Annotated in this window: 22 protein-coding genes; 11 read left to right on the top strand and 11 right to left on the bottom strand. The window is 57.4% G+C overall.

The genetic code is table 11. The features are described 5' to 3' along the window. Positions 1–6: 6 nt before the first annotated feature. Positions 7–636, bottom strand: a complete 630-nt coding sequence (gene rlmE, locus ACJ8QI_RS15030; protein ID WP_004933533.1) for a 23S rRNA (uridine(2552)-2'-O)-methyltransferase RlmE — start codon at positions 634–636, stop codon at positions 7–9. A 143-nt stretch (positions 637–779) separates the two neighbouring features. On the opposite strand from rlmE, the gene yhbY reads away from it, so the two are divergent. Further along, positions 780–1,073, top strand: coding sequence for a ribosome assembly RNA-binding protein YhbY (gene yhbY, locus ACJ8QI_RS15025; protein WP_004933536.1), 294 nt, complete (start codon positions 780–782; stop codon positions 1,071–1,073). Between the two features lie 112 nt (positions 1,074–1,185). Here yhbY and greA read toward each other — a convergent pair whose 3' ends face one another. Continuing rightward, on the bottom strand, positions 1,186–1,662 hold the full coding sequence (gene greA, locus ACJ8QI_RS15020; RefSeq protein ID WP_004933539.1) for a transcription elongation factor GreA: 477 nt from the start codon (positions 1,660–1,662) through the stop codon (positions 1,186–1,188). A gap of 256 nt (positions 1,663–1,918) precedes the next feature. Between greA and dacB the strand changes: the two genes are divergently transcribed. Genes dacB through pmrB form a run of 3 tightly spaced genes read left to right on the top strand, consistent with a single transcriptional unit; the run spans position 1,919 to position 5,081 of the window. Beyond that, positions 1,919–3,352: a serine-type D-Ala-D-Ala carboxypeptidase gene (dacB, locus tag ACJ8QI_RS15015; RefSeq protein WP_048232490.1), complete on the top strand. Its 1,434-nt coding sequence runs from the start codon at positions 1,919–1,921 to the stop codon at positions 3,350–3,352. 8 nt (positions 3,353–3,360) lie between these two features. Continuing rightward, a complete protein-coding gene (gene pmrA / locus ACJ8QI_RS15010) occupies positions 3,361–4,023 on the top strand; it encodes a two-component system response regulator PmrA (RefSeq protein ID WP_019453348.1) in 663 nt (220 codons plus the stop codon). Next, the gene (gene pmrB / locus ACJ8QI_RS15005) at positions 4,020–5,081 is read left to right on the top strand and encodes a two-component system sensor histidine kinase PmrB (RefSeq protein WP_197658050.1); all 1,062 of its coding nucleotides are present in this window, start codon (positions 4,020–4,022) and stop codon (positions 5,079–5,081) included. The genes pmrA and pmrB overlap by 4 nt, the downstream gene beginning before the upstream one ends. A gap of 36 nt (positions 5,082–5,117) precedes the next feature. Here the strand turns inward: pmrB and cgtA are convergent, their stop codons facing one another. The 4 genes from cgtA to rplU form a co-directional block, all read right to left on the bottom strand. After that, complete coding sequence (gene cgtA, locus ACJ8QI_RS15000; RefSeq protein ID WP_004933553.1) at positions 5,118–6,290, bottom strand: Obg family GTPase CgtA; 1,173 nt, start codon at positions 6,288–6,290, stop codon at positions 5,118–5,120. Between the two features lie 16 nt (positions 6,291–6,306). After that, positions 6,307–7,278 (bottom strand): DMT family transporter, encoded by a 972-nt coding sequence (locus ACJ8QI_RS14995; RefSeq protein ID WP_055311901.1) that lies wholly within the window; start codon positions 7,276–7,278, stop codon positions 6,307–6,309. Positions 7,279–7,383: 105 nt separating this feature from the next. Further along, positions 7,384–7,641, bottom strand: a complete 258-nt coding sequence (gene rpmA / locus ACJ8QI_RS14990) for a 50S ribosomal protein L27 (protein ID WP_004933559.1) — start codon at positions 7,639–7,641, stop codon at positions 7,384–7,386. 17 nt (positions 7,642–7,658) lie between these two features. Beyond that, a complete protein-coding gene (gene rplU, locus ACJ8QI_RS14985) occupies positions 7,659–7,970 on the bottom strand; it encodes a 50S ribosomal protein L21 (protein WP_004933561.1) in 312 nt (103 codons plus the stop codon). A 270-nt stretch (positions 7,971–8,240) separates the two neighbouring features. Between rplU and ispB the strand changes: the two genes are divergently transcribed. Next, on the top strand, positions 8,241–9,212 hold the full coding sequence (gene ispB, locus ACJ8QI_RS14980; RefSeq protein WP_047729263.1) for an octaprenyl diphosphate synthase: 972 nt from the start codon (positions 8,241–8,243) through the stop codon (positions 9,210–9,212). 48 nt (positions 9,213–9,260) lie between these two features. On the opposite strand, the gene ACJ8QI_RS14975 is transcribed toward ispB, so the two are convergent. Further along, positions 9,261–9,617, bottom strand: a complete 357-nt coding sequence (locus ACJ8QI_RS14975; RefSeq protein WP_038879765.1) for a DNA-binding protein — start codon at positions 9,615–9,617, stop codon at positions 9,261–9,263. Positions 9,618–9,797: 180 nt separating this feature from the next. Between ACJ8QI_RS14975 and ACJ8QI_RS14970 the strand changes: the two genes are divergently transcribed. Beyond that, a complete protein-coding gene (locus tag ACJ8QI_RS14970; protein ID WP_038879152.1) occupies positions 9,798–10,058 on the top strand; it encodes a helix-turn-helix domain-containing protein in 261 nt (86 codons plus the stop codon). A gap of 66 nt (positions 10,059–10,124) precedes the next feature. Here ACJ8QI_RS14970 and mdh read toward each other — a convergent pair whose 3' ends face one another. Next, the gene (gene mdh, locus ACJ8QI_RS14965) at positions 10,125–11,063 is read right to left on the bottom strand and encodes a malate dehydrogenase (protein WP_004933569.1); all 939 of its coding nucleotides are present in this window, start codon (positions 11,061–11,063) and stop codon (positions 10,125–10,127) included. Positions 11,064–11,527: 464 nt separating this feature from the next. Between mdh and argR the strand changes: the two genes are divergently transcribed. From argR to yhcN (ACJ8QI_RS14950), 3 genes are all read left to right on the top strand, one after another. Further along, positions 11,528–11,998 carry a transcriptional regulator ArgR gene (argR, locus tag ACJ8QI_RS14960; RefSeq protein ID WP_004933572.1) on the top strand — a complete coding sequence of 157 codons (471 nt, stop codon included), beginning with the start codon at positions 11,528–11,530 and terminating at the stop codon, positions 11,996–11,998. Between the two features lie 403 nt (positions 11,999–12,401). After that, positions 12,402–12,665: a peroxide/acid stress response protein YhcN gene (gene yhcN, locus ACJ8QI_RS14955; RefSeq protein WP_038879766.1), complete on the top strand. Its 264-nt coding sequence runs from the start codon at positions 12,402–12,404 to the stop codon at positions 12,663–12,665. A 120-nt stretch (positions 12,666–12,785) separates the two neighbouring features. Continuing rightward, positions 12,786–13,049: a peroxide/acid stress response protein YhcN gene (gene yhcN / locus ACJ8QI_RS14950; protein WP_004933578.1), complete on the top strand. Its 264-nt coding sequence runs from the start codon at positions 12,786–12,788 to the stop codon at positions 13,047–13,049. 197 nt (positions 13,050–13,246) lie between these two features. Here the strand turns inward: yhcN (ACJ8QI_RS14950) and mpl are convergent, their stop codons facing one another. Next, positions 13,247–14,626 (bottom strand): UDP-N-acetylmuramate:L-alanyl-gamma-D-glutamyl-meso-diaminopimelate ligase, encoded by a 1,380-nt coding sequence (mpl, locus tag ACJ8QI_RS14945; protein ID WP_442532752.1) that lies wholly within the window; start codon positions 14,624–14,626, stop codon positions 13,247–13,249. 169 nt (positions 14,627–14,795) lie between these two features. Here mpl and fbp point away from each other — a divergent pair, with 169 nt between their 5' ends. Continuing rightward, positions 14,796–15,800, top strand: coding sequence for a class 1 fructose-bisphosphatase (gene fbp / locus ACJ8QI_RS14940; protein ID WP_004933587.1), 1,005 nt, complete (start codon positions 14,796–14,798; stop codon positions 15,798–15,800). Between the two features lie 45 nt (positions 15,801–15,845). On the opposite strand, the gene ACJ8QI_RS14935 is transcribed toward fbp, so the two are convergent. Further along, complete coding sequence (locus tag ACJ8QI_RS14935) at positions 15,846–17,399, bottom strand: methyl-accepting chemotaxis protein (protein WP_084826940.1); 1,554 nt, start codon at positions 17,397–17,399, stop codon at positions 15,846–15,848. Positions 17,400–17,659: 260 nt separating this feature from the next. Between ACJ8QI_RS14935 and ppa the strand changes: the two genes are divergently transcribed. Further along, a complete protein-coding gene (gene ppa, locus ACJ8QI_RS14930) occupies positions 17,660–18,190 on the top strand; it encodes an inorganic diphosphatase (RefSeq protein WP_004933594.1) in 531 nt (176 codons plus the stop codon). Between the two features lie 53 nt (positions 18,191–18,243). On the opposite strand, the gene ACJ8QI_RS14925 is transcribed toward ppa, so the two are convergent. Continuing rightward, the gene (locus ACJ8QI_RS14925) at positions 18,244–18,591 is read right to left on the bottom strand and encodes a gamma-glutamylcyclotransferase family protein (RefSeq protein WP_033648686.1); all 348 of its coding nucleotides are present in this window, start codon (positions 18,589–18,591) and stop codon (positions 18,244–18,246) included. Position 18,592: the final 1 nt, after the last annotated feature.

Raw genomic sequence — 18,592 nt, 5'->3', positions numbered from 1 at the left:
AGGGTACTACAGTTTGCGCCCTGTCGCTACAATGTACACTTCGCGCGAACGTGCGCGGGAAGCGTCTGGCTTACGAATCTTAACCTTCGTAAACAGGGAGCGAATTTCCCGTAGGTACTCGTCAAAGCCATCTCCCTGGAACACCTTCACCAGGAAACTTCCGCCTGGTGCGAGGACATCACGACACATATCCAGCGCCAACTCCACCAGATACATCGACCTTGGAATATCGACCGCCGGGGTGCCACTCATATTCGGGGCCATATCGGACATGACCACCTGAACCTTACTCTCGCCTACTCGTTCCAACAGCGCCTTCAGCACCAGTTCATCACGAAAATCGCCCTGAAGGAAATCGACGCCAACGATAGGATCCATTGGCAAAATATCACAGGCGATGATGCGCCCGGTACCGCCGATTTGGGTGACCACATACTGCGACCAGCCGCCCGGTGCGGCACCCAGGTCAACCACGGTCATGCCCGGTTTGAACAGTTTGTCGCTCTGCTGTATTTCATCAAGTTTAAACCAGGCACGGGAACGCAGTCCCTTTTTCTGTGCCTGCTGTACATATTTATCGCTAAAGTGTTCTTGTAACCAGCGACTGGAGCTAGCCGAACGCTTTTTATTAGCCATCTCGTTTTCCAACTATCATAAAAAGAGTCTTATGTCAGGGTCGCTGCTCACGTAGACTCACACCGGTGAAGACCGATTTGGTGATATACATGAGATGGCGGTAGAATGTACCGTTTTCAATCCCAACTTAAGCAAAAAAGACAATGAATCTGAATAATAAACAAAAACAGCACCTGAAAGGCCTGGCGCATCCGTTAAAACCGGTGGTGATGCTGGGCAATAACGGTCTTACCGAAGGGGTGCTGGCTGAAATTGAACAGGCTCTGGAGCATCATGAGCTGATCAAGGTGAAAATCGCCGCTGAAGATCGCGAAACCAAAACCCTGATCGCCGACGCTATTGTGCGTGAAACGGGCGCCTGCAATGTGCAAGTTATCGGCAGCACGCTTATTCTTTACCGCCCGTCGAAAGAGCGCAAGATCAGTCTACCGCGTTAATAACCATCAGGTTAACGAAAAGGTGCCATGCGCCTGACCAAGATAAAAGGCCGCTTGCGGCCTTTTTCCTATCTTTACAAAACGTTGGCGCATTAATGACCAACGGCCTCGATCAGAGATACTCAACCTTCAGGATCTCATACTCGACGTCGCCGCCAGGGGTTTTGATCACCACCACATCGTCTTGCTCTTTGCCGATCAGGCCTCGCGCCATCGGCGAGTTTACCGAAATCAGATTTTTCTTGAAATCGGCCTCATCGTCGCCAACGATGCGGTAAGTCACTTCTTCTTCACTGTCCAGATTCATCACCGATACGGTGGCGCCGAAGATCACCCGGCCGGTGTTCGGCATCTTGGTGATATCGATCACCTGAGCATTGGACAGCTTGGCTTCGATTTCCTGAATGCGACCTTCGCAGAAACCCTGCTGTTCGCGGGCGGCGTGGTACTCGGCATTCTCTTTCAAATCGCCGTGTTCGCGCGCTTCCGCGATGTCCGCAATGATTTTCGGACGGCGCACGCTTTTCAGATATTCGAGCTCTTCGCGCAGTTTTTCAGCGCCAAACAAGGTCATCGGAATTTGGTTCATCGTATAAATACCTCTAAATCTTTCCTGTTCAAATAACCGTCATCCTGACGTATTCGTATGAAAACACGGTTGGCATACCGCCACCCGCCTCCAGGCGACAAACAAAAGAAACCTGACTCGGAACGGGGCCCAAGCCAAGATCGGTTTTGCATTTTGATACGCATTTTAGCCTAGAGTTCCTTGAGGGTCATCGTTTACTTTTTCCCTGATTGCACCGTAGTATGACGGCACGTTATCCAGCTGTTATCCCGAGATTATGCGTTTTTCACGAATTGTCAGTGCATTGGCTTGCGCATTTGTTCTGAATGCGAATGCGGCCCCGGTTGAAGAGTACACACAATATCTGCCTGATGGGGCCAACCTTGCCCTGGTCGTTCAGAAGATCGGCGCCAGCGCGCCGACGATCGATTACCACTCTCAGCAGATGGCGCTGCCGGCCAGTACCCAAAAAGTGCTGACGGCGCTGGCTGCGCTATTGCAACTCGGGCCCGATTACCGTTTCACCACCACGCTGGAGAGCCAGGGCGATATTCGCGACGGCGTGCTGCGCGGCAACCTGATTGCCCGCTTCAGCGGCGATCCGACTTTCAAACGCCAGAGCCTGCGCAATATGGTGGCCGTCCTGAAGAAGCAGGGCGTGCGCCAAATCAGCGGCGACGTGCTGGTCGACACCTCGGTCTTCGCCAGCCATGACAAGGCGCCCGGCTGGCCGTGGAACGATCTGACGCAGTGCTTCAGCGCGCCGCCGGCCGCCGCCATCGTCGATCGCAACTGTTTCTCGGTCTCGCTCTACAGCGCGCCGAACCCGGGCGACATGGCGTTTATCCGCGTCGCCTCCTATTATCCGGTCAATATGTTTAGCCAGGTGCGCACCCTGGCACGCGGCTCCGCTGACGCGCAGTACTGCGAACTGGACGTGGTGCCGGGCGAGCTGAACCGCTTTACCCTGACCGGCTGCCTGACGCAGCGCAGCGAACCGCTGCCGTTGGCCTTCGCCATCCAGGACGGTGCCAGCTACGCGGGCGCCATCCTGAAAGACGAGCTGACGCAGGCCGGCATCCAAATCGACGGACATTTGAAACGCCAGACGCGCCCTGGCATCACCGGCACGGTGATCGCGCAAACCCAGTCAGCGCCGCTGCACGATCTGTTGAAGATCATGCTGAAGAAATCGGACAATATGATCGCCGATACCGTCTTCCGCACCATCGGCCACGAACGCTTCGGCGTGCCGGGCACCTGGCGAGCCGGTTCCGATGCGGTACGGCAGGTGCTGCGCCAGAAGGCCGGCATCGATCTGGGCAATACCATCATCGCCGACGGTTCCGGCCTGTCGCGCCACAACCTGCTGGCGCCGGCGACCATGATGCAGGCGTTGCAGTACATCGCGCAGCACGACAACGAGCTGAACTTCATCTCGATGCTGCCGCTGTCCGGTTATGACGGCACCTTGCGCTACCGCGGCGGCCTGCACGAAGCCGGCGTCGACGGCAAAGTGTCGGCCAAGACCGGCGCACTGCAGGGCGTGTACAACCTGGCGGGCTTCATCACCACCGCCAGCGGCCAGCGCATGGCCTTCGTGCAGTATCTTTCCGGCTACGCCGTACCGCCGGAAGATCAGAAACAGCGCCGCGCACCGCTGGTACGCTTCGAAAGCCGCCTGTATCGGGATATTTACCAAAACAACTGAGGATCGTCATGAAGCTGTTGGTCGTTGAGGATGATGAACTGCTGCAACAGGGGCTGGCGCTGGCGCTGACCGGCGAAGGCTACGTCTGCGACTGCGCCGCCACGGCGGCGGAGGCCAACAGCTTGCTCATCACCAGCCAATACAGCATGGTGATCCTGGATCTCGGCCTGCCGGACATGGACGGCGCCGCGCTGCTGCGGCAGTGGCGCCGCCAGCAGATCGATCTGCCGGTGCTGATCCTGACCGCCCGCGACGCCCTGGAAGATCGCGTCGACGGGCTGGACGCCGGCGCCGACGACTACCTGGTCAAACCCTTCGCGCTGGTTGAACTGCAGGCACGCGTGCGCGCCCTCCTGCGGCGCTACCAGGGCCACAGCGACAATCTGATGCAGGTGGATGACCTGCAGCTGAACCTCTCCAGCCAGCAGGTCTACCTGCAGCAGCAGCCGGTGGAGGTTACGCCGAAAGAGTTCGCCATTCTGGCGCGTCTTATCATGCGCGCCGGCCAAACGGTCAACCGTGAACTCCTGCAGCAGGATCTCTACACCTGGCAAGACGATTTGGGCTCCAACACGCTGGAAGTGCATATCCACAACCTGCGCCGCAAGCTGGGCAAGGATCGCATCCGCACCGTGCGCGGCATCGGCTACCGTCTGGAACCTTCTTCATGATCAGCATGCGCCGCCGCCTGCTGCTGATGCTGGCGCTGATCCTGCTGGTCACGCAGCTCATCAGCGCCTTCTGGCTGTGGCACGAAAGCCAGGAACAGATCAGCTTCCTGGTGGACGAAACCTTGTCCGCCAAAGTGCGCAGCGAGCGCGTCGATACCGAGATAGCCGAGGCCATCGCGTCGCTGCTGGCGCCGTCGCTGATCATGATGATCGTCACGCTGCTGGCGTCGTTCTGGGCCATCAGCTGGATCACCCGCCCGCTCAACCAATTGCAGCAGCGGCTGGAAAAGCGCTCTGCCGATAACCTGACGCCGCTGCCAATCAACAGCGACAGCCTGGAGATGGTGGCGGTCACCAATGCGCTCAATCAGCTGTTCTCGCGGCTGGACAACACCATCCAGCAGGAGCGCCTGTTCACCGCCGACGCGGCCCACGAACTGCGCACGCCGCTGGCCGGCATTCGCCTGCATCTGGAACTGATGGAGAAACAGGGCGTCAAAGGCAGCCAGGCGCTGATCGCCCGCATCGATCAGCTGATGCACACCGTTGAGCAACTGCTGATGCTGTCACGCGCCGGGCAAGACTTCGCCAGCGGTCATTACCAGCATTTCGATTGGGTGGCCGATGTGATTCAGCCGCTGCAGGAAGAACTCGGCGAAATGACCGCCCAACGCGCGCAGACGCTGGACTGGCAATTGCCGGCCACCGCCGCGGTGAACGGCGATCCGGTGCTGCTGCGGCTGCTGCTGCGCAACCTGGTCGAAAACGCCCACCGTTACGGCCCGGAAGGCGGCGAGATACAGGTGCGGTTAACGCCGCAGCACAGCGGCTATCTGCTGCAGGTCATCGACGATGGCCCGGGGATCAAGGAAGAGATGGTCGGGGAGCTGACGCAGGCGTTTCGCCGCATGGATCAACGCTACGGCGGCAGCGGGCTGGGCTTGAATATCGTGATCCGCATCGTGCAGTTGCACCAGGGGCGTTTGACGCTGGAAAACCGCCGCGATGCCCGCGGCCTGAACGCCCAGTGCTGGCTGCCGGAAAAGGCGCTCAAATAACAAGGGCCCAGCGTTGCTGAGCCCTTTATCACCGAATTACTTCTGGTAAATGATTTCGACGCCTTCGTCGTCGTCTTCGTCCCAGTCGTCATCCCAGTCATCTTCTGCTTCGGCTTCCACTTCCGCGATTTGCTCGCGGTGGTAGTCATCCCACATGAATTCGACTTTTTCCGGCGCGCTTTCTTCGATCGCCATCGCTTTCGGCTGGGTGTTGATGAAGTTCATTACGTCCCAGCACAGCGCGTTGACGCCTTCGCGGTTGGCGGCGGAGATCATGTAGTACTTCCCTTCCCAGCCCATGCCTTCCACAATCGCCTTGGCGCGTTCGGCGGCTTCTTCCTCACCAATCACATCAATTTTGTTGAACACCAGCCAGCGTGGCTTCTGCGCCAGATTTTCGCTGTATTGGTTCAACTCGTTGATGATGACTTTGGCGTTTTCCACCGGATCGGATTCGTCGATCGGCGCGATGTCCACCAGGTGCAGCAGCACGCGGCAACGCTCCAGGTGTTTCAGGAAGCGAATGCCCAGGCCCGCGCCTTCGGATGCGCCCTCGATCAGCCCCGGAATGTCGGCGACCACAAAGCTCTGCTCGTGGTCCATACGCACCACGCCCAGGCTCGGCACCAGCGTGGTAAACGGATAGTCGGCCACCTTCGGCTTGGCGGCGGACACCGCGCGGATGAAGGTCGATTTGCCGGCGTTCGGCAGGCCCAGCATGCCCACATCGGCCAGCAGCAACAGTTCCAGCAACAGGTCGCGCGCTTCACCGGCGGTACCCAGCGTCTTCTGACGCGGCGCACGGTTGACCGAAGATTTGAAACGGGTGTTGCCCAAGCCATGCCAGCCGCCCTTGGCGACCATCAGCTTTTGCTCGTGGCGGGTCATGTCGCCGAGGATCTCGCCGGTGCCCTGATCCTTCACGCGCGTGCCGACCGGCACCTTGATGATGACGTCTTTCCCGCGTTTACCGGTACAGTCGCGGCTCTGGCCATTCTGGCCGCGCTCGGCGCGGAAAGACTTCTCAAAACGGTAGTCGATCAGGGTGTTGAGGTTCTCGTCCGCCAGCAGGTAGACGTCGCCGCCGTCGCCGCCGTCGCCGCCGTCAGGCCCACCGTTCGGGATATATTTTTCGCGGCGGAAGCTGACGCATCCGTTGCCGCCGTCGCCTGCAACGACCAGAATCGCTGCTTCATCTACAAACTTCATTTACCGTCTCCGTAAATCATTCACCGGGCTGCTTCAAAGGAGCAACCAGGGGGGGTTCTGCCCGTCGCGGCCACCACCGGTGACCAATTGCGGAAAACATGGCGCCCGCCACGACCACAAACGCGCCAACATAGCCGACGACATTCAACGTCGGCGCGGCGAATGCCTGGGGCCAGGCCAACGCCAATAAATCTGAAAACAGCAGGGTAAACAGCGGGGTCAGCGTCACCAACGCGCTCACCTGCGCCGCCTGCCAGCGCGCCATCGCCTCTGCCAACGCACCATAGCCGATCAGCGTGTTGGCGCCGCAAAACAGCAGGCACGCCAATTGCCAGCCGCTAAGCTGGAAAATCACCTCGGGTTTGGCCAGAGGGAACAACGCTATCGCACATAAAGTGTACAGCATAACCAGGATCTGCGGCGAAGCCAGCCGGCGCAGCAATACCTTCTGCGCCACGCCGTAGCTCACCCAAACCATCGCCGCACACACGCCCAGCATAACGCCCAGCGTGTAGTCCGTCAGCCGGGTGAAGATCTCTATCAGACTGACGTTGAAAAACAGCATCAGCCCGCCGATCAGCATCAGGGCGCCAATGACCTGGGTGATACGCATGCGTTCTTTTAAAATCAGCACGCTGGCGAACATCATGCCCACCGGCGACAGCTGGCCAATCACCTGCGACGCCGTCGGGCTCAGGTATTGCAGCGAGGAGCTGAAGAACACAAAGTTGCCCAGCAGCCCCGCCGTCGCGATCGCCAACAGCAGCAGCCAGCGCGGCTGGCGGAACATCGTCAGCGGCGGCAGCTTGCCGCGCACCGCGAGGATCGCGCCCAAACCGATGGCGGCCATGGTAAAGCGATACCAAACGACGGTAAACGGCTCCATCACCGTCAACACTTCTTTCATCGCGATCGGCAACGCACCCCAGCAAACCGCCGTGGTTAACGCCAGGGAAATACCAACGCCGACCTGCTGCTTCGTATCCATATCACCTTCGCCAACGCTGACAGGCCAACCCCCAGGCAGCCCATAAATGTAAAAAGCCCCGCAACGAATTGCGGGGCTTACATCTATTTCGTAAGGCTCGAAAAATTATTCAGCTTCGATGCTGATGAATTTACGATTGCTCGGGCCTTTAACTTCGAATTTGACTTTACCGTCTTTCAAAGCAAACAGAGTGTGGTCTTTGCCGCAACCCACGTTGGTACCAGCGTGGAATTTGGTGCCGCGCTGACGAACGATGATGCTGCCTGCCAGTACTGCTTCGCCGCCAAAGCGTTTTACGCCCAGACGTTTAGCTTCTGAATCGCGACCGTTACGAGTCGAGCCGCCAGCCTTTTTGTGTGCCATTAATCCGCTCTCCTAACTTAAGCGCTGATGCCGGTGATTTTAACGTCAGTGAACCACTGACGGTGGCCCTGCTGCTTACGGTGGTGCTTACGACGACGAAACTTAACAATCTTAATTTTCTCGCCACGACCGTGAGCAACGACTTCAGCTTTGATCTTGCCGCCATCGACGAAAGGAACGCCGATTTTGATATCTTCGCCATTAGCGATCATCAGAATCTGGTCAAACTCAACCGCTTCACCAGTTGCGATGTCCAGCTTTTCCAAGCGAACGGTCTGACCTTCGCTTACTCGGTGTTGTTTACCACCACTTTGGAAAACCGCGTACATATAAAACTCCGCTTTCCGCGTGCCCGACTGTGTTAGTTCAGAGCGCGCTATAAATATTCACAATAGGGCGCGAATTCTACGCAAAAAAGCAGCGCATGACAAGAGCAGAATAAGACCAGAAGGAGAAAAAAGAAGAAAAAAAGCGCAGTTTCTTTCGTGGCGTTTATCTGAACCGTTTTTCAAGTACAATCATAGGGACAGTTACCGCCATGTACCGATGTGAGCAGCGATCTCAACGCGGTGAAGAGAAACACAGCTGAAAAAAACACAATGAACCTAGATCAAATTACCGAGTTAACCGCGCAAGATATGGCGGCCGTGAACGCAACAATTCTCGAACAGCTGAATTCCGATGTCACGCTCATCAATCAGCTTGGCTATTACATTATCAGCGGTGGCGGTAAGCGCATCCGGCCGATGATCGCCGTCCTGGCGGCGCGGGCGTTGGGCTATGAAGGCAACAAGCACGTCACCGTTGCCGCCCTGATCGAATTCATTCATACCGCCACGCTGCTGCATGACGACGTCGTCGACGAATCGGACATGCGCCGCGGCAAAGCCACCGCCAACGCGGCGTTCGGCAACGCCGCCAGCGTGCTGGTCGGCGACTTTATCTATACCCGCGCCTTCCAGATGATGACCAGCCTGGAATCCCTGCGCGTGCTGGCGCTGATGTCGGAGGCGGTCAACGTCATCGCCGAAGGCGAAGTGCTGCAGTTGATGAACGTGCACGATCCCGACATCAGCGAAGAAAGCTATATGCGGGTGATCTACAGCAAAACCGCCCGCCTGTTCGAGGCAGCGGCGCAATCGTCGGCGATCCTGTCCGGTGCCAGCGCCGAACAAGAGCAGGCGCTGCAAGACTATGGCCGCTACCTCGGCACCGCTTTCCAGCTGATCGACGATCTGCTCGACTACAGCGCCGACGGCAGCACCCTGGGCAAAAACACCGGCGACGATCTGAACGAAGGGAAACCGACCCTGCCGCTGCTGCACGCGATGCACAACGGCGACGACGCGCAGCGTGACATGATCCGCGGTGCGATTGAGCAAGGTAACGGTCGTCATCTGTTGGAGCCGGTACTGCAGGCGATGCAACAATGTGGTTCGCTGGAGTACACCCGCAAACGCGCCGAAGAAGAAGCCGACAAGGCGATCGCCGCGCTGCAGGTCTTGCCGGCATCGGAGCACCGTACGGCGCTGGAGGGCCTGGCCCATCTGGCGGTGCAACGCGACTTTTAAGAAATGAATATTTCTTAAAAACCATCAGGCCCGCGTACGCGGGCCTGCCTAGCTATTGCTCTCTTCGTCGATGCGCGCCAACAGGCCGCCGATCCCTTCCCGCATCAGGAAAGCCACCATTTTCTCGCGCTCGCTCTCCGTCAAATGGTAGTAATACTCGATCCAGACCGCCAACGGATCCTGACGCTCTACGTCATATACCGCCCCGTCCTCCTTCAGCACCAGCAGGTTACGCACGTTTGAAGGCAGGCTGTCGATATGGTACTCCAACGCTTTTCCCTGCACGCCTTTACGCCTGCGGCTGATCCAACCTTCGCGCCGGGCCATCAGATTAATTCCCTGTGGTGAGGAAGGTAATCCTGCGATGCCTGTCAGTTCCTTGGCGGCAAACCACTCGTTTTTCATGGCCATCATCTCTGGGCAATAGTGGGCAACGTCATTTTTGGAAATTACTTGGGTATTTTTTTGGAAATTTAATGGTATTCTGGTTTCTGAATAAGCGATTCACGTTGTGCAAACGCCTAACCTTGACCCGTTAGTTATACCACTAACGCAACTTTGGCTAATCAGAAAAGGAATGTAAACATGAATTCAAGGAACCCAGATTGGCATCCGGCAGATATCATCGCGGCGCTCCGCAAGCAGGGCACCACGCTGGCGGCAGTGTCGCGCAAGGCCGGATTAAGCTCATCAACGCTGGCCAACGCGCTATCGCGCCCGTGGCCAAAGGGGGAGTGGCTGATCGCCGAAGCGATAGGCATCCACCCTTCGGAGATCTGGCCAAGCCGCTATTACGATCCGCGCAGCGATTGCCTGCTGGATCGCAAGGCACGCATCAAATCGTGAACGCGGGGCAAAAAAAACCGCCGGAACAGCGTCCGGCGGCGTTTATCGGCTGACTATCGGCAACGATCAGTTATTGATGAACTTCTCGCCCAGCTCGATATCTTTGTGCAGCACGTCCAGCATCTCGTTCAGCGCTTTCTGCTCGAAGGCGCTCAGGGTGCCGATATCTTTGCGCTCTTCAACGCCGTTTTTGCCCAGTACCAGCGGTTGTGCGAAGAAGCGAGCGTATTTGCCGTCGCCTTCAACGTAAGCGCATTCCACCACGCCTTTCTCGCCCTGCAGCGCACGCACCAGAGACAGACCGAAACGTGCGGCCGCCTGGCCCATGGACAGCGTTGCAGACCCGCCGCCGGCTTTGGCTTCCACCACTTCGGTGCCGGCGTTCTGAATGCGTTTAGTCAGATCCGCCACTTCCTGATCGGTGAAGCTCACGCCTGGGATCTGCGACAGCAGAGGCAGGATGGTCACGCCAGAGTGGCCGCCGATGACCGGCACGTTCAGCTCTTCCGGCTGTTTGCCTTTCAGCTCGGCCACGAAGGTGTTGGAACGGATGATATCCAGCGAAGTCACGCCGAACAGTTTGTTCTTGTCGTAAACGCCGGCTTTTTTCAGCACTTCCGCCGCGATGGCGACCGTGGTGTTAACCGGGTTGGTGATGATACCGATGCAGGCTTTCGGGCAGGTTTTCGCCACTTGCTCAATCAGGTTACGCACGATGCCGGCGTTAACGTTGAACAGGTCAGAGCGATCCATGCCAGGCTTACGGGCCACGCCGGCGGAAATCAGCACCACGTCCGCACCGTGCAGAGCCGGGGTCGCGTCTTCGCCGCTGAAGCCTTTGATTTTAACTGCGGTTGGGATGTGGCTTAAGTCGACGGCAACGCCTGGGGTAACGGGGGCAATGTCGTAGAGAGAGAGTTCAGAACCTGAAGGAAGCTGGGTTTTGAGTAGAAGGGCGAGGGCCTGGCCGATACCGCCAGCAGCACCGAGAACTGCAACTTTCATCCTATACTCCTTTATTATCTTAAATATATAAAGCGCCGTGAATGTGTTGGTTACGGACCTTAAGTTATTACACCTTTAAAAACAATAAATTAGCCAATTCTTGCCTGCAGGTGTAATAAAACGGCCGCTGTCGCGCCCATTTTAGATTAAATCGCTTACGCATGAAGGGCATAGCGCACATTAATCAAAAATAGTGCGAGGTTATTCACGAGCAAGTTAACCGGCCGTTACATTACACCCTTACGCAACATCAGAACAACATCATTTTAATAACATTTTATTTACCACCGCAGGCCGATTTTCCGTCGTCAAAAGGGCATATTCATCGCTGCCGGATTTTGTTAAAATGCCGTCCTTTCCTCGCCGCCCGGTCATGTTTATTTTCTTTGGGTCGGCCTTTGTTGCATAAAAATTCATCTATATGCATAATCATGACTTCCACTATCAACATTCCACGGTGCAAAATGCGTAATCCCGCAAAACAGGAAGATCTGATCAAGACGTTCAAAGCGTTATTGAAAGAAGAAAAATTCAGTTCTCAAGGCGAGATCGTTTTGGCGCTGCAAGAAGAAGGCTTCGAAAACATTAACCAATCCAAAGTATCGCGCATGCTGACCAAGTTCGGCGCGGTACGTACGCGCAATGCCAAAATGGAAATGGTGTATTGCCTTCCTGCCGAACTCGGCGTGCCGACCACCACCAGCCCATTGAAGAATCTGGTGCTGGACGTCGACCATAACGACGCCGTCGTGGTGATCCACACCAGCCCGGGCGCCGCGCAGCTGATCGCTCGCCTGCTCGACTCATTGGGTAAATCCCAGGGCATCCTCGGCACAATTGCCGGCGACGATACGATTTTCGTCACCCCCTCCAACGGCTTTACCGCTCAGAAACTGCATGAAGCTATTCTGGGCGTGTTCGAGCAAGAGCTGTGAAACCTGGCGCTAACAAAGTGCGGCTGTAGCCCGCACTTTGTTAGCGCTTCTTTAACCCCCGCGTTACCTTCCCTGCCTTCAACCGCGTTTAACACTGCTTTTTTATCCCTCAGCAACACATTTCCATGACATCTCCATGTAACCAGCAGTACCCACTGTGATCTTCCGCACTTTTGGTCAAAAGCACTTACCTCATTGAAATTACATAAATTTAACATCAAAAGATCGTTTTATGAGCGTTTTTTATTCCTTATGGTTATAAAAAATAAGGATCATGAGGTTAAAGTTTCACTAGCAACTGTTAGCGAACTATTAATTTTTCGCGTTACTAGCTGTATACTCATTTTCGTGAACTGAATCACAGTTCGTTGGAACTGATAAAAGAATACGATGAGGTGAGATGATGAAAATTAAAACTACCGTTGCAACCCTGAGCGTTCTGTCCATGCTTTCATTTGGTGCATTCGCAGCACAATCTGTTGACGCAACTCAGGCCGCAAAACTGCAGCCGGCCGGTGTGATCACCGTGAGCGGCGTCGCCGCTGCGCCTTCCGACATTCGCCAGGCGCTGTCCGACAAAGCTGACGCCAAAGGGGCGACCGCTTACCGCGTAATCGAAGCCCGCAATGACGGCAACTTCCACGCGACCGCTGAAATCTACAAATAAGTACCGGCATTACCCGGCAACGGGCAATACATCTCTGGAATCAAACGCTGTCGTAACGGCCTTCAAGAATAAAAATCGCTGCCAAGCCCTTCCAGGCTGTTATGACCAAGGATCGCTATCATGAACATGAAAACTACTGTTGCTGCACTCGGCCTGCTGTCTGTCATCTCCTTCGGCGCTTCTGCCGCCCAATTGGTGACTAACGATCAGACCGCCAACCTGCAATCTATCGGCACCATTACCGTCAGCGGCATCGACGGCGCGCCGACCGACATTCGCCAGGCGTTGTCGGAAAAAGCCGACGCAAAAGGCGCGACCGCCTACCGCGTGATCGAAGCGCGTAATGAAGGCAACTACCACGCCACCGCCGAGATTTACAAATAACAACTCTGGGAACGGCTTTGCAGAGCTGATTACCCTCGTCACTGCCACTGCCGAGTTCTGACGCAAACGCCGATTTCCCAGAGACCCTCTCGTCGTCCTATCCGACGAACCCCGTTGCCCTCGCTCGCGAGGGCTTTTTTATGGGCGCAAAAAAGGCCGCGAATGCGGCCCTTGATGTGACTGATGCGGCTGAGCGATCAGTAGGTGACTTTCGGCTCCTGCTTTTTCGCCAGCGCGTCCAGCAGACGATCGTGAATGCCGCCGAAACCGCCGTTGCTCATCACCAGAATGTGATCGCCCGGCTGTGCGGTTTTCACCACCATGTCCACCAGCGTGTCGAGATCCGCGCTCCAGTGCGCCGGCTGCACGCAGGCATCCGCCACTTCCGCCACCTGCCACGGAATGTGGTGTGGCTGGAACAGGAACACTTCGTCGGCGCGGCCGAGCGAAGGTGCCAGATCGTTTTTGCTGATGCCCATTTTCATGGTGTTGGAGCGCGGTTCCAGCACCGCCAGAATGCGCGCCGTGCCACCGACCTTGCCGCGCAGCGCGGCCAGAGTGGCGAGGATCGCCGTCGGGTGGTGTGCGAAGTCGTCGTAAACCGTGACGCCGTTGGCTTCGCCACGCAGTTCCAGACGGCGGCGGGCGTTGATGAAATCGCCCAACGCGCGGCAGGCGTCCGCCGGCTGCACGCCGACATGGCGGGTAGCGGCGATGGCCATCAGGCCGTTATGCATGTTGTGCTCGCCCACCAGCGCCCAGTTCACTTCGCCGACCTGTTCGCCGTCGAGGAACACCGCGTAATGGCTGGCGTCCGGCGTCAGCTTCTGCGCGCGCCAGGTGCCCTCTTCCCCCACCAGCTCCTGCTCGCTCCAGCAGCCCATCGCCATCACCTGCTTCAGGTGGCTGTCGTTGTCCGGCAGGATGATCTTGCCTTTGCCCGGCACCAGACGCACCAGGTGGTGGAACTGTTTCTGGATGGCTTTCAGATCGTCGAAGATATCGGCGTGGTCGAACTCCAGGTTGTTCATGATCAGCGTGCGCGGGCTGTAATGCACGAACTTGGAGCGCTTGTCGAAGAACGCGCAGTCATACTCGTCGGCCTCGATCACGAAGAACGGGCTGCCGCCAAGGCGGGCCGAAACGTCGAAGTTGCCGGGCACGCCGCCGATGACGAAGCCGGGCTGGTAGCCGCAGGCCTCAAGGATCCAGGTCGCCATGCCGGCGGTGGTGGTTTTGCCGTGGGTGCCGGCAACCGCCAGTACCCAGCGATCGCGCAACAAGGCGTCGTGCAGCCACTGTGGGCCGGAAACGTAAGGGATGCCACGCTCCAGCACCGCCTCCACGCACGGGTTGCCGCGCGTCATGGCGTTGCCGATGATCACCAGATCCGGCGCCGGATCCAGCTGGGCTGGATCATAACCCTGAATAAGATCGATCCCCTGGTTCTCCAGCAGCGTGCTCATCGGCGGATAGACGTTGGCGTCCGAACCGGTGACGTCATGCCCCAGTGAGCGCGCCAGCATCGCCAACCCGCCCATAAAGGTGCCACAGATCCCAAGAATGTGAATGCGCATAGGTTTCTCATGTGAGTGCATCGAATGTCGGCATATTCTAACGCTCAGAATCGTCCAGAAGAAATGGATTTGCCTATGAATGGCGCGCATCTTTGGGCTACACTGCACGCGAAAACGTTGGCGGTTTGTTAACAGGCCGCTATCCATCCGTAGATTCAGGGATTGTGTCATGAAAACGTTAGGCGAATTTATCGTCGAGAAACAGCACGACTTCTCGCACGCCACCGGCGAGCTGACCGCGTTACTTTCTGCAATTAAACTGGGCGCCAAAATCATCCACCGCGACATCAACAAGGCCGGCCTGGTTGATATTCTGGGAACCAGCGGGGTGTCCAACGTACAGGGCGAAGTTCAGATGAAACTGGACCTGTACGCGAACGAAAAACTGAAAGCGGCGTTGAAAGCGCGTGGTGAAGTTGCGGGTATCGCTTCCGAAGAAGAAGATGAAATCGTGATATTCGACGGCGAGCGAGCTGAAAATGCCAAGTATGTCGTTTTGATGGATCCGTTGGACGGTTCGTCCAACATCGATGTCAACGTCTCGGTCGGTACGATTTTCTCTATCTACCGTCGCATCACGCCGGTCGGCACGCCGGTGACCGAAGAAGACTTCCTGCAGCCGGGCAGCGCCCAGGTCGCAGCGGGTTATGTGGTTTACGGTTCGTCCACCATGCTGGTGTACACCACCGGTTACGGCGTCCACGCCTTTACTTATGACCCGTCTCTGGGCGTATTCTGCCTCTCCCATGAGAAAGTGCGCTTCCCGGCGAGCGGCAACATGTATTCCATCAACGAAGGCAACTACATCAAGTTCCCTCTCGGCGTGAAGAAATACATCAAATACTGCCAGGAGCAGGATGAAGCGACGCAGCGCCCTTACACCTCGCGCTACATCGGTTCTCTGGTAGCGGACTTCCACCGCAACCTGCTGAAAGGCGGCATCTACATCTACCCAAGCACCGCCAGCCACCCGCAAGGCAAGCTGCGTCTGCTGTACGAATGCAACCCGATGGCGTTCCTGGCCGAACAGGCCGGCGGTAAGGCCAGCGACGGCAAAAACCGCATTCTGGACATCACGCCGGTGAAACTGCACCAGCGCGCGCCATTCTTCGTCGGCACCAAGTCGATGGTAGAAGACGCAGAACGCTTCATCGCCGAAAACCCGGACGAGTAACGCGTTCTTTGCAAGGGTTCGGCGCCGCGCCGAACCCTTATCGCCTTACAGCTTGAACGCCGCCATGCTCTGCGCCAGCAGCTGAGCCTGATCTTCCAGCGAGCGCGTCGCCGCCGCCGACTCTTCCACCAGCGCCGCATTCTGCTGCGCCACCTGATCCATCTGCGCCACCGCCAGGTTCACCTGTTCGATGCCGCTGCTTTGTTCCCGCGTCGCCGCCGAGATCTCACGCATCAGCGCCGTGACCCGGCCCACTTCGCCGGTGATGCCGCTCATGGTCTGCGCCGCCGACTCCACCATCTGCTCGCCTTCCTGCACCCGGTTTTGCGACGCTTCGATCAACCCTTTGATCTCTTTCGCCGACTGGGCGCTGCGCTGCGCCAGATTGCGCACTTCGCCGGCCACCACCGCGAAACCGCGGCCCTGTTCGCCGGCACGCGCCGCCTCTACCGCCGCGTTCAGCGCCAGGATATTGGTCTGGAAGGCGATGCCGTCCATCACGCTGATGATGTCGGCGATGCGGCGCGAGCTGTCGGTGATCGCCTGCATCTTGCTCATCACCTGGCTGACCACGTCGCTGCCCTGGTTGGCGATATCGGACACGCTCAGCGCCAGTTGGTTGGCCTGTTCGCAGTTCTCGGCGTTCATTTTCACCGTCGAGGTCAGCTGTTCCATGCTGGCGGCGGTCTCTTCCAGCGACGCGGCCGATTCTTCGGTGCGCTGCGCCAGATGCAGGTTGCCGGCCGCCAGTTCGCGTGAACCGGTGTCGATCTGGCTGCTGGCGTCACGCACTTTGCTGACCGAACTGGCCAGCGCCTGCTGCATGCGCTGCATCGCCCGCACCAGGCGGCCCATCTCGGTATCCCCCTCGCCGCGGATCTCATGGGTCAGATCGCCGCCGGCGATGTGTTCCAGCTGCGCGATGGACTCGTCCAGCGGGCGCAGAATGATCACCCGCAGCGCGAACCAGGCCAGCACCGCCAGCAGCACGCTCAGCAGGCCCGCCACCACGATCAGCGAGATCTTGGTGCTGGCGTTGTTTTCCGCGTCATACACCTGCTGCGCGCCAAGCTTCATCGCGAAACTGCGGAAATCGGTGAGATCCTTTTCGAACGCGATGCTCAGCGCGGAGATGCGCGTTTCCTGGATGTGATAATACTCATCGATCTTGCCGGCCTTAATGGCGGCGGCCATCGGCTTCACGCCCTGCTCCAGATAGGCACGGTAGCTGTTTTGCAGGCGGTTGGAGAGTTCACGGCCGCGATCGGTCACGGTGCCGACGCCGACAAAGCGCGCCATTTCCTTGTTCGACTGCTCGAGGTAACCGTAGATGCGGCCCACGGTGGCGTCGGAGACATCGACCTGGCCGATCTCCCGTTGGCGCACCGCCAGCGAAGCGGCGGTTCGGGCGCGCAGCGTCAGGTTGGAGCTGTTGGCCAGCGAGCCCAGCTCTTCGCCGAGGATCTGGTTAAGGGTATGGATCGAGCGCGATCCTTCGTTAATCGCGTTGACGCCAATAACGCTGACCATGATCAGCAGCATGGTCATCAGGCTCAGCAGGGCGATCAGCCCAGCCTTCACCGTAATCTTTTTTAGCATGAGTTCTTCCCGGCTTCAGAATAGTGAGATCAGACGTAGTAGGGGTGGCAAAACGCGGAGCCAGCTTTGCTGGCTCATTATTGTTTGTTGAAGTTATCGGCAGGCGAAGGCAAAACTTCATGCCGCGGCGGGATTAATCTGGAAATTCTCCGTGCGCCGGCACGCTGGGTTTTCAACGATGAAAAGGGCAGGAAATCGCAAAAGAGTCCGCTATAATAGCCGCCACTCCATTTCTGGTTTGATGATTAAAGGAAACCGACATGAGCTTGAATCTGGTCCCTGCTGGCAAAGACCTGCCGGAAGACATCTACGTAGTAATCGAAATCCCGGCCAACGCCGATCCAATCAAATACGAAATCGACAAAGAAACCGGCGCGCTGTTCGTTGACCGTTTCATGTCCACCGCGATGTTCTACCCGTGCAACTACGGCTACATCAACCACACCCTGTCTCTGGACGGTGACCCGGTTGACGTGCTGGTCCCAACCCCATACCCGCTGCAGCCGGGCTCCGTGATCCGCTGCCGTCCGGTTGGCGTGCTGAAGATGACCGACGAAGCCGGTGAAGACGCCAAGCTGGTTGCGGTACCGCACAGCAAGCTGACCAAAGAGTACGATCACGTGAAAGACGTGAACGACCTGCCGGAACTGCTGAAAGCCCAGATCGCTCACTTCTTCGAGCACTACAAAGATCTGGAAAAAGGCAAATGGGTGAAAGTGGAAGGCTGGGCAGACGCTGCCGCAGCTAAAGCGGAAATCATCGCCTCCTTCGAACGCGCTGCCAAGAAGTAATGCCAGCCGCCGTCCGATGAAAAAACACCGCTCATTGAGCGGTGTTTTTTTTCTTACTGTTCGTCGAGACGCTTCAGCCAGTCGCCGCTGGTAATCCGCGGGTAACCGTCCACGCTGTGTTTGTACAGGTAGATCCACGCACTCCCATAAGGCGTCTGAATCAGCTCGCGCTTATAGTCCTTGGTGTTGCTTTTCAGTTCGTCCAGCTCTGCCAGAATCGATGAGTTAATACGATACACCTCGCAATGTATCGTGCCCTCTCCAGGGATCGCCGCCGGGTAATGGCCCAGATTATAAATCTGATAGCCTTCGAGCTCGTGCTCGCCGAGCCATTGGGCGTTGGTCATCCAATGGCTGTTTCCCTGTTTGCGCCGTAAACTGCCGTAGACAATTATTCGCATC

Source organism: Serratia sp. CY84636, assembly GCF_052166245.1.
Taxonomy (GTDB): Bacteria; Pseudomonadota; Gammaproteobacteria; order Enterobacterales; family Enterobacteriaceae; genus Serratia; species Serratia nevei.
The sequence above is the reverse complement of the archived record's forward strand: the minus strand, read 5'-3'. Positions and strand labels throughout refer to the sequence as shown.

Coding starts and splice junctions, on each gene's coding strand:
- rlmE (WP_004933533.1), bottom strand. CDS start 636: ATGGCTAATAAAAAGCGTTCGGCTAGCTCCAGTCGCTGGTTACAAGAA.
- yhbY (WP_004933536.1), top strand. CDS start 780: ATGAATCTGAATAATAAACAAAAACAGCACCTGAAAGGCCTGGCGCAT.
- greA (WP_004933539.1), bottom strand. CDS start 1,662: ATGAACCAAATTCCGATGACCTTGTTTGGCGCTGAAAAACTGCGCGAA.
- dacB (WP_048232490.1), top strand. CDS start 1,919: ATGCGTTTTTCACGAATTGTCAGTGCATTGGCTTGCGCATTTGTTCTG.
- pmrA (WP_019453348.1), top strand. CDS start 3,361: ATGAAGCTGTTGGTCGTTGAGGATGATGAACTGCTGCAACAGGGGCTG.
- pmrB (WP_197658050.1), top strand. CDS start 4,020: ATGATCAGCATGCGCCGCCGCCTGCTGCTGATGCTGGCGCTGATCCTG.
- cgtA (WP_004933553.1), bottom strand. CDS start 6,290: ATGAAGTTTGTAGATGAAGCAGCGATTCTGGTCGTTGCAGGCGACGGC.
- ACJ8QI_RS14995 (WP_055311901.1), bottom strand. CDS start 7,278: ATGGATACGAAGCAGCAGGTCGGCGTTGGTATTTCCCTGGCGTTAACC.
- rpmA (WP_004933559.1), bottom strand. CDS start 7,641: ATGGCACACAAAAAGGCTGGCGGCTCGACTCGTAACGGTCGCGATTCA.
- rplU (WP_004933561.1), bottom strand. CDS start 7,970: ATGTACGCGGTTTTCCAAAGTGGTGGTAAACAACACCGAGTAAGCGAA.
- ispB (WP_047729263.1), top strand. CDS start 8,241: ATGAACCTAGATCAAATTACCGAGTTAACCGCGCAAGATATGGCGGCC.
- ACJ8QI_RS14975 (WP_038879765.1), bottom strand. CDS start 9,617: ATGAAAAACGAGTGGTTTGCCGCCAAGGAACTGACAGGCATCGCAGGA.
- ACJ8QI_RS14970 (WP_038879152.1), top strand. CDS start 9,798: ATGAATTCAAGGAACCCAGATTGGCATCCGGCAGATATCATCGCGGCG.
- mdh (WP_004933569.1), bottom strand. CDS start 11,063: ATGAAAGTTGCAGTTCTCGGTGCTGCTGGCGGTATCGGCCAGGCCCTC.
- argR (WP_004933572.1), top strand. CDS start 11,528: ATGCGTAATCCCGCAAAACAGGAAGATCTGATCAAGACGTTCAAAGCG.
- yhcN (WP_038879766.1), top strand. CDS start 12,402: ATGAAAATTAAAACTACCGTTGCAACCCTGAGCGTTCTGTCCATGCTT.
- yhcN (WP_004933578.1), top strand. CDS start 12,786: ATGAACATGAAAACTACTGTTGCTGCACTCGGCCTGCTGTCTGTCATC.
- mpl (WP_442532752.1), bottom strand. CDS start 14,626: ATGCGCATTCACATTCTTGGGATCTGTGGCACCTTTATGGGCGGGTTG.
- fbp (WP_004933587.1), top strand. CDS start 14,796: ATGAAAACGTTAGGCGAATTTATCGTCGAGAAACAGCACGACTTCTCG.
- ACJ8QI_RS14935 (WP_084826940.1), bottom strand. CDS start 17,399: ATGCTAAAAAAGATTACGGTGAAGGCTGGGCTGATCGCCCTGCTGAGC.
- ppa (WP_004933594.1), top strand. CDS start 17,660: ATGAGCTTGAATCTGGTCCCTGCTGGCAAAGACCTGCCGGAAGACATC.
- ACJ8QI_RS14925 (WP_033648686.1), bottom strand. CDS start 18,591: ATGCGAATAATTGTCTACGGCAGTTTACGGCGCAAACAGGGAAACAGC.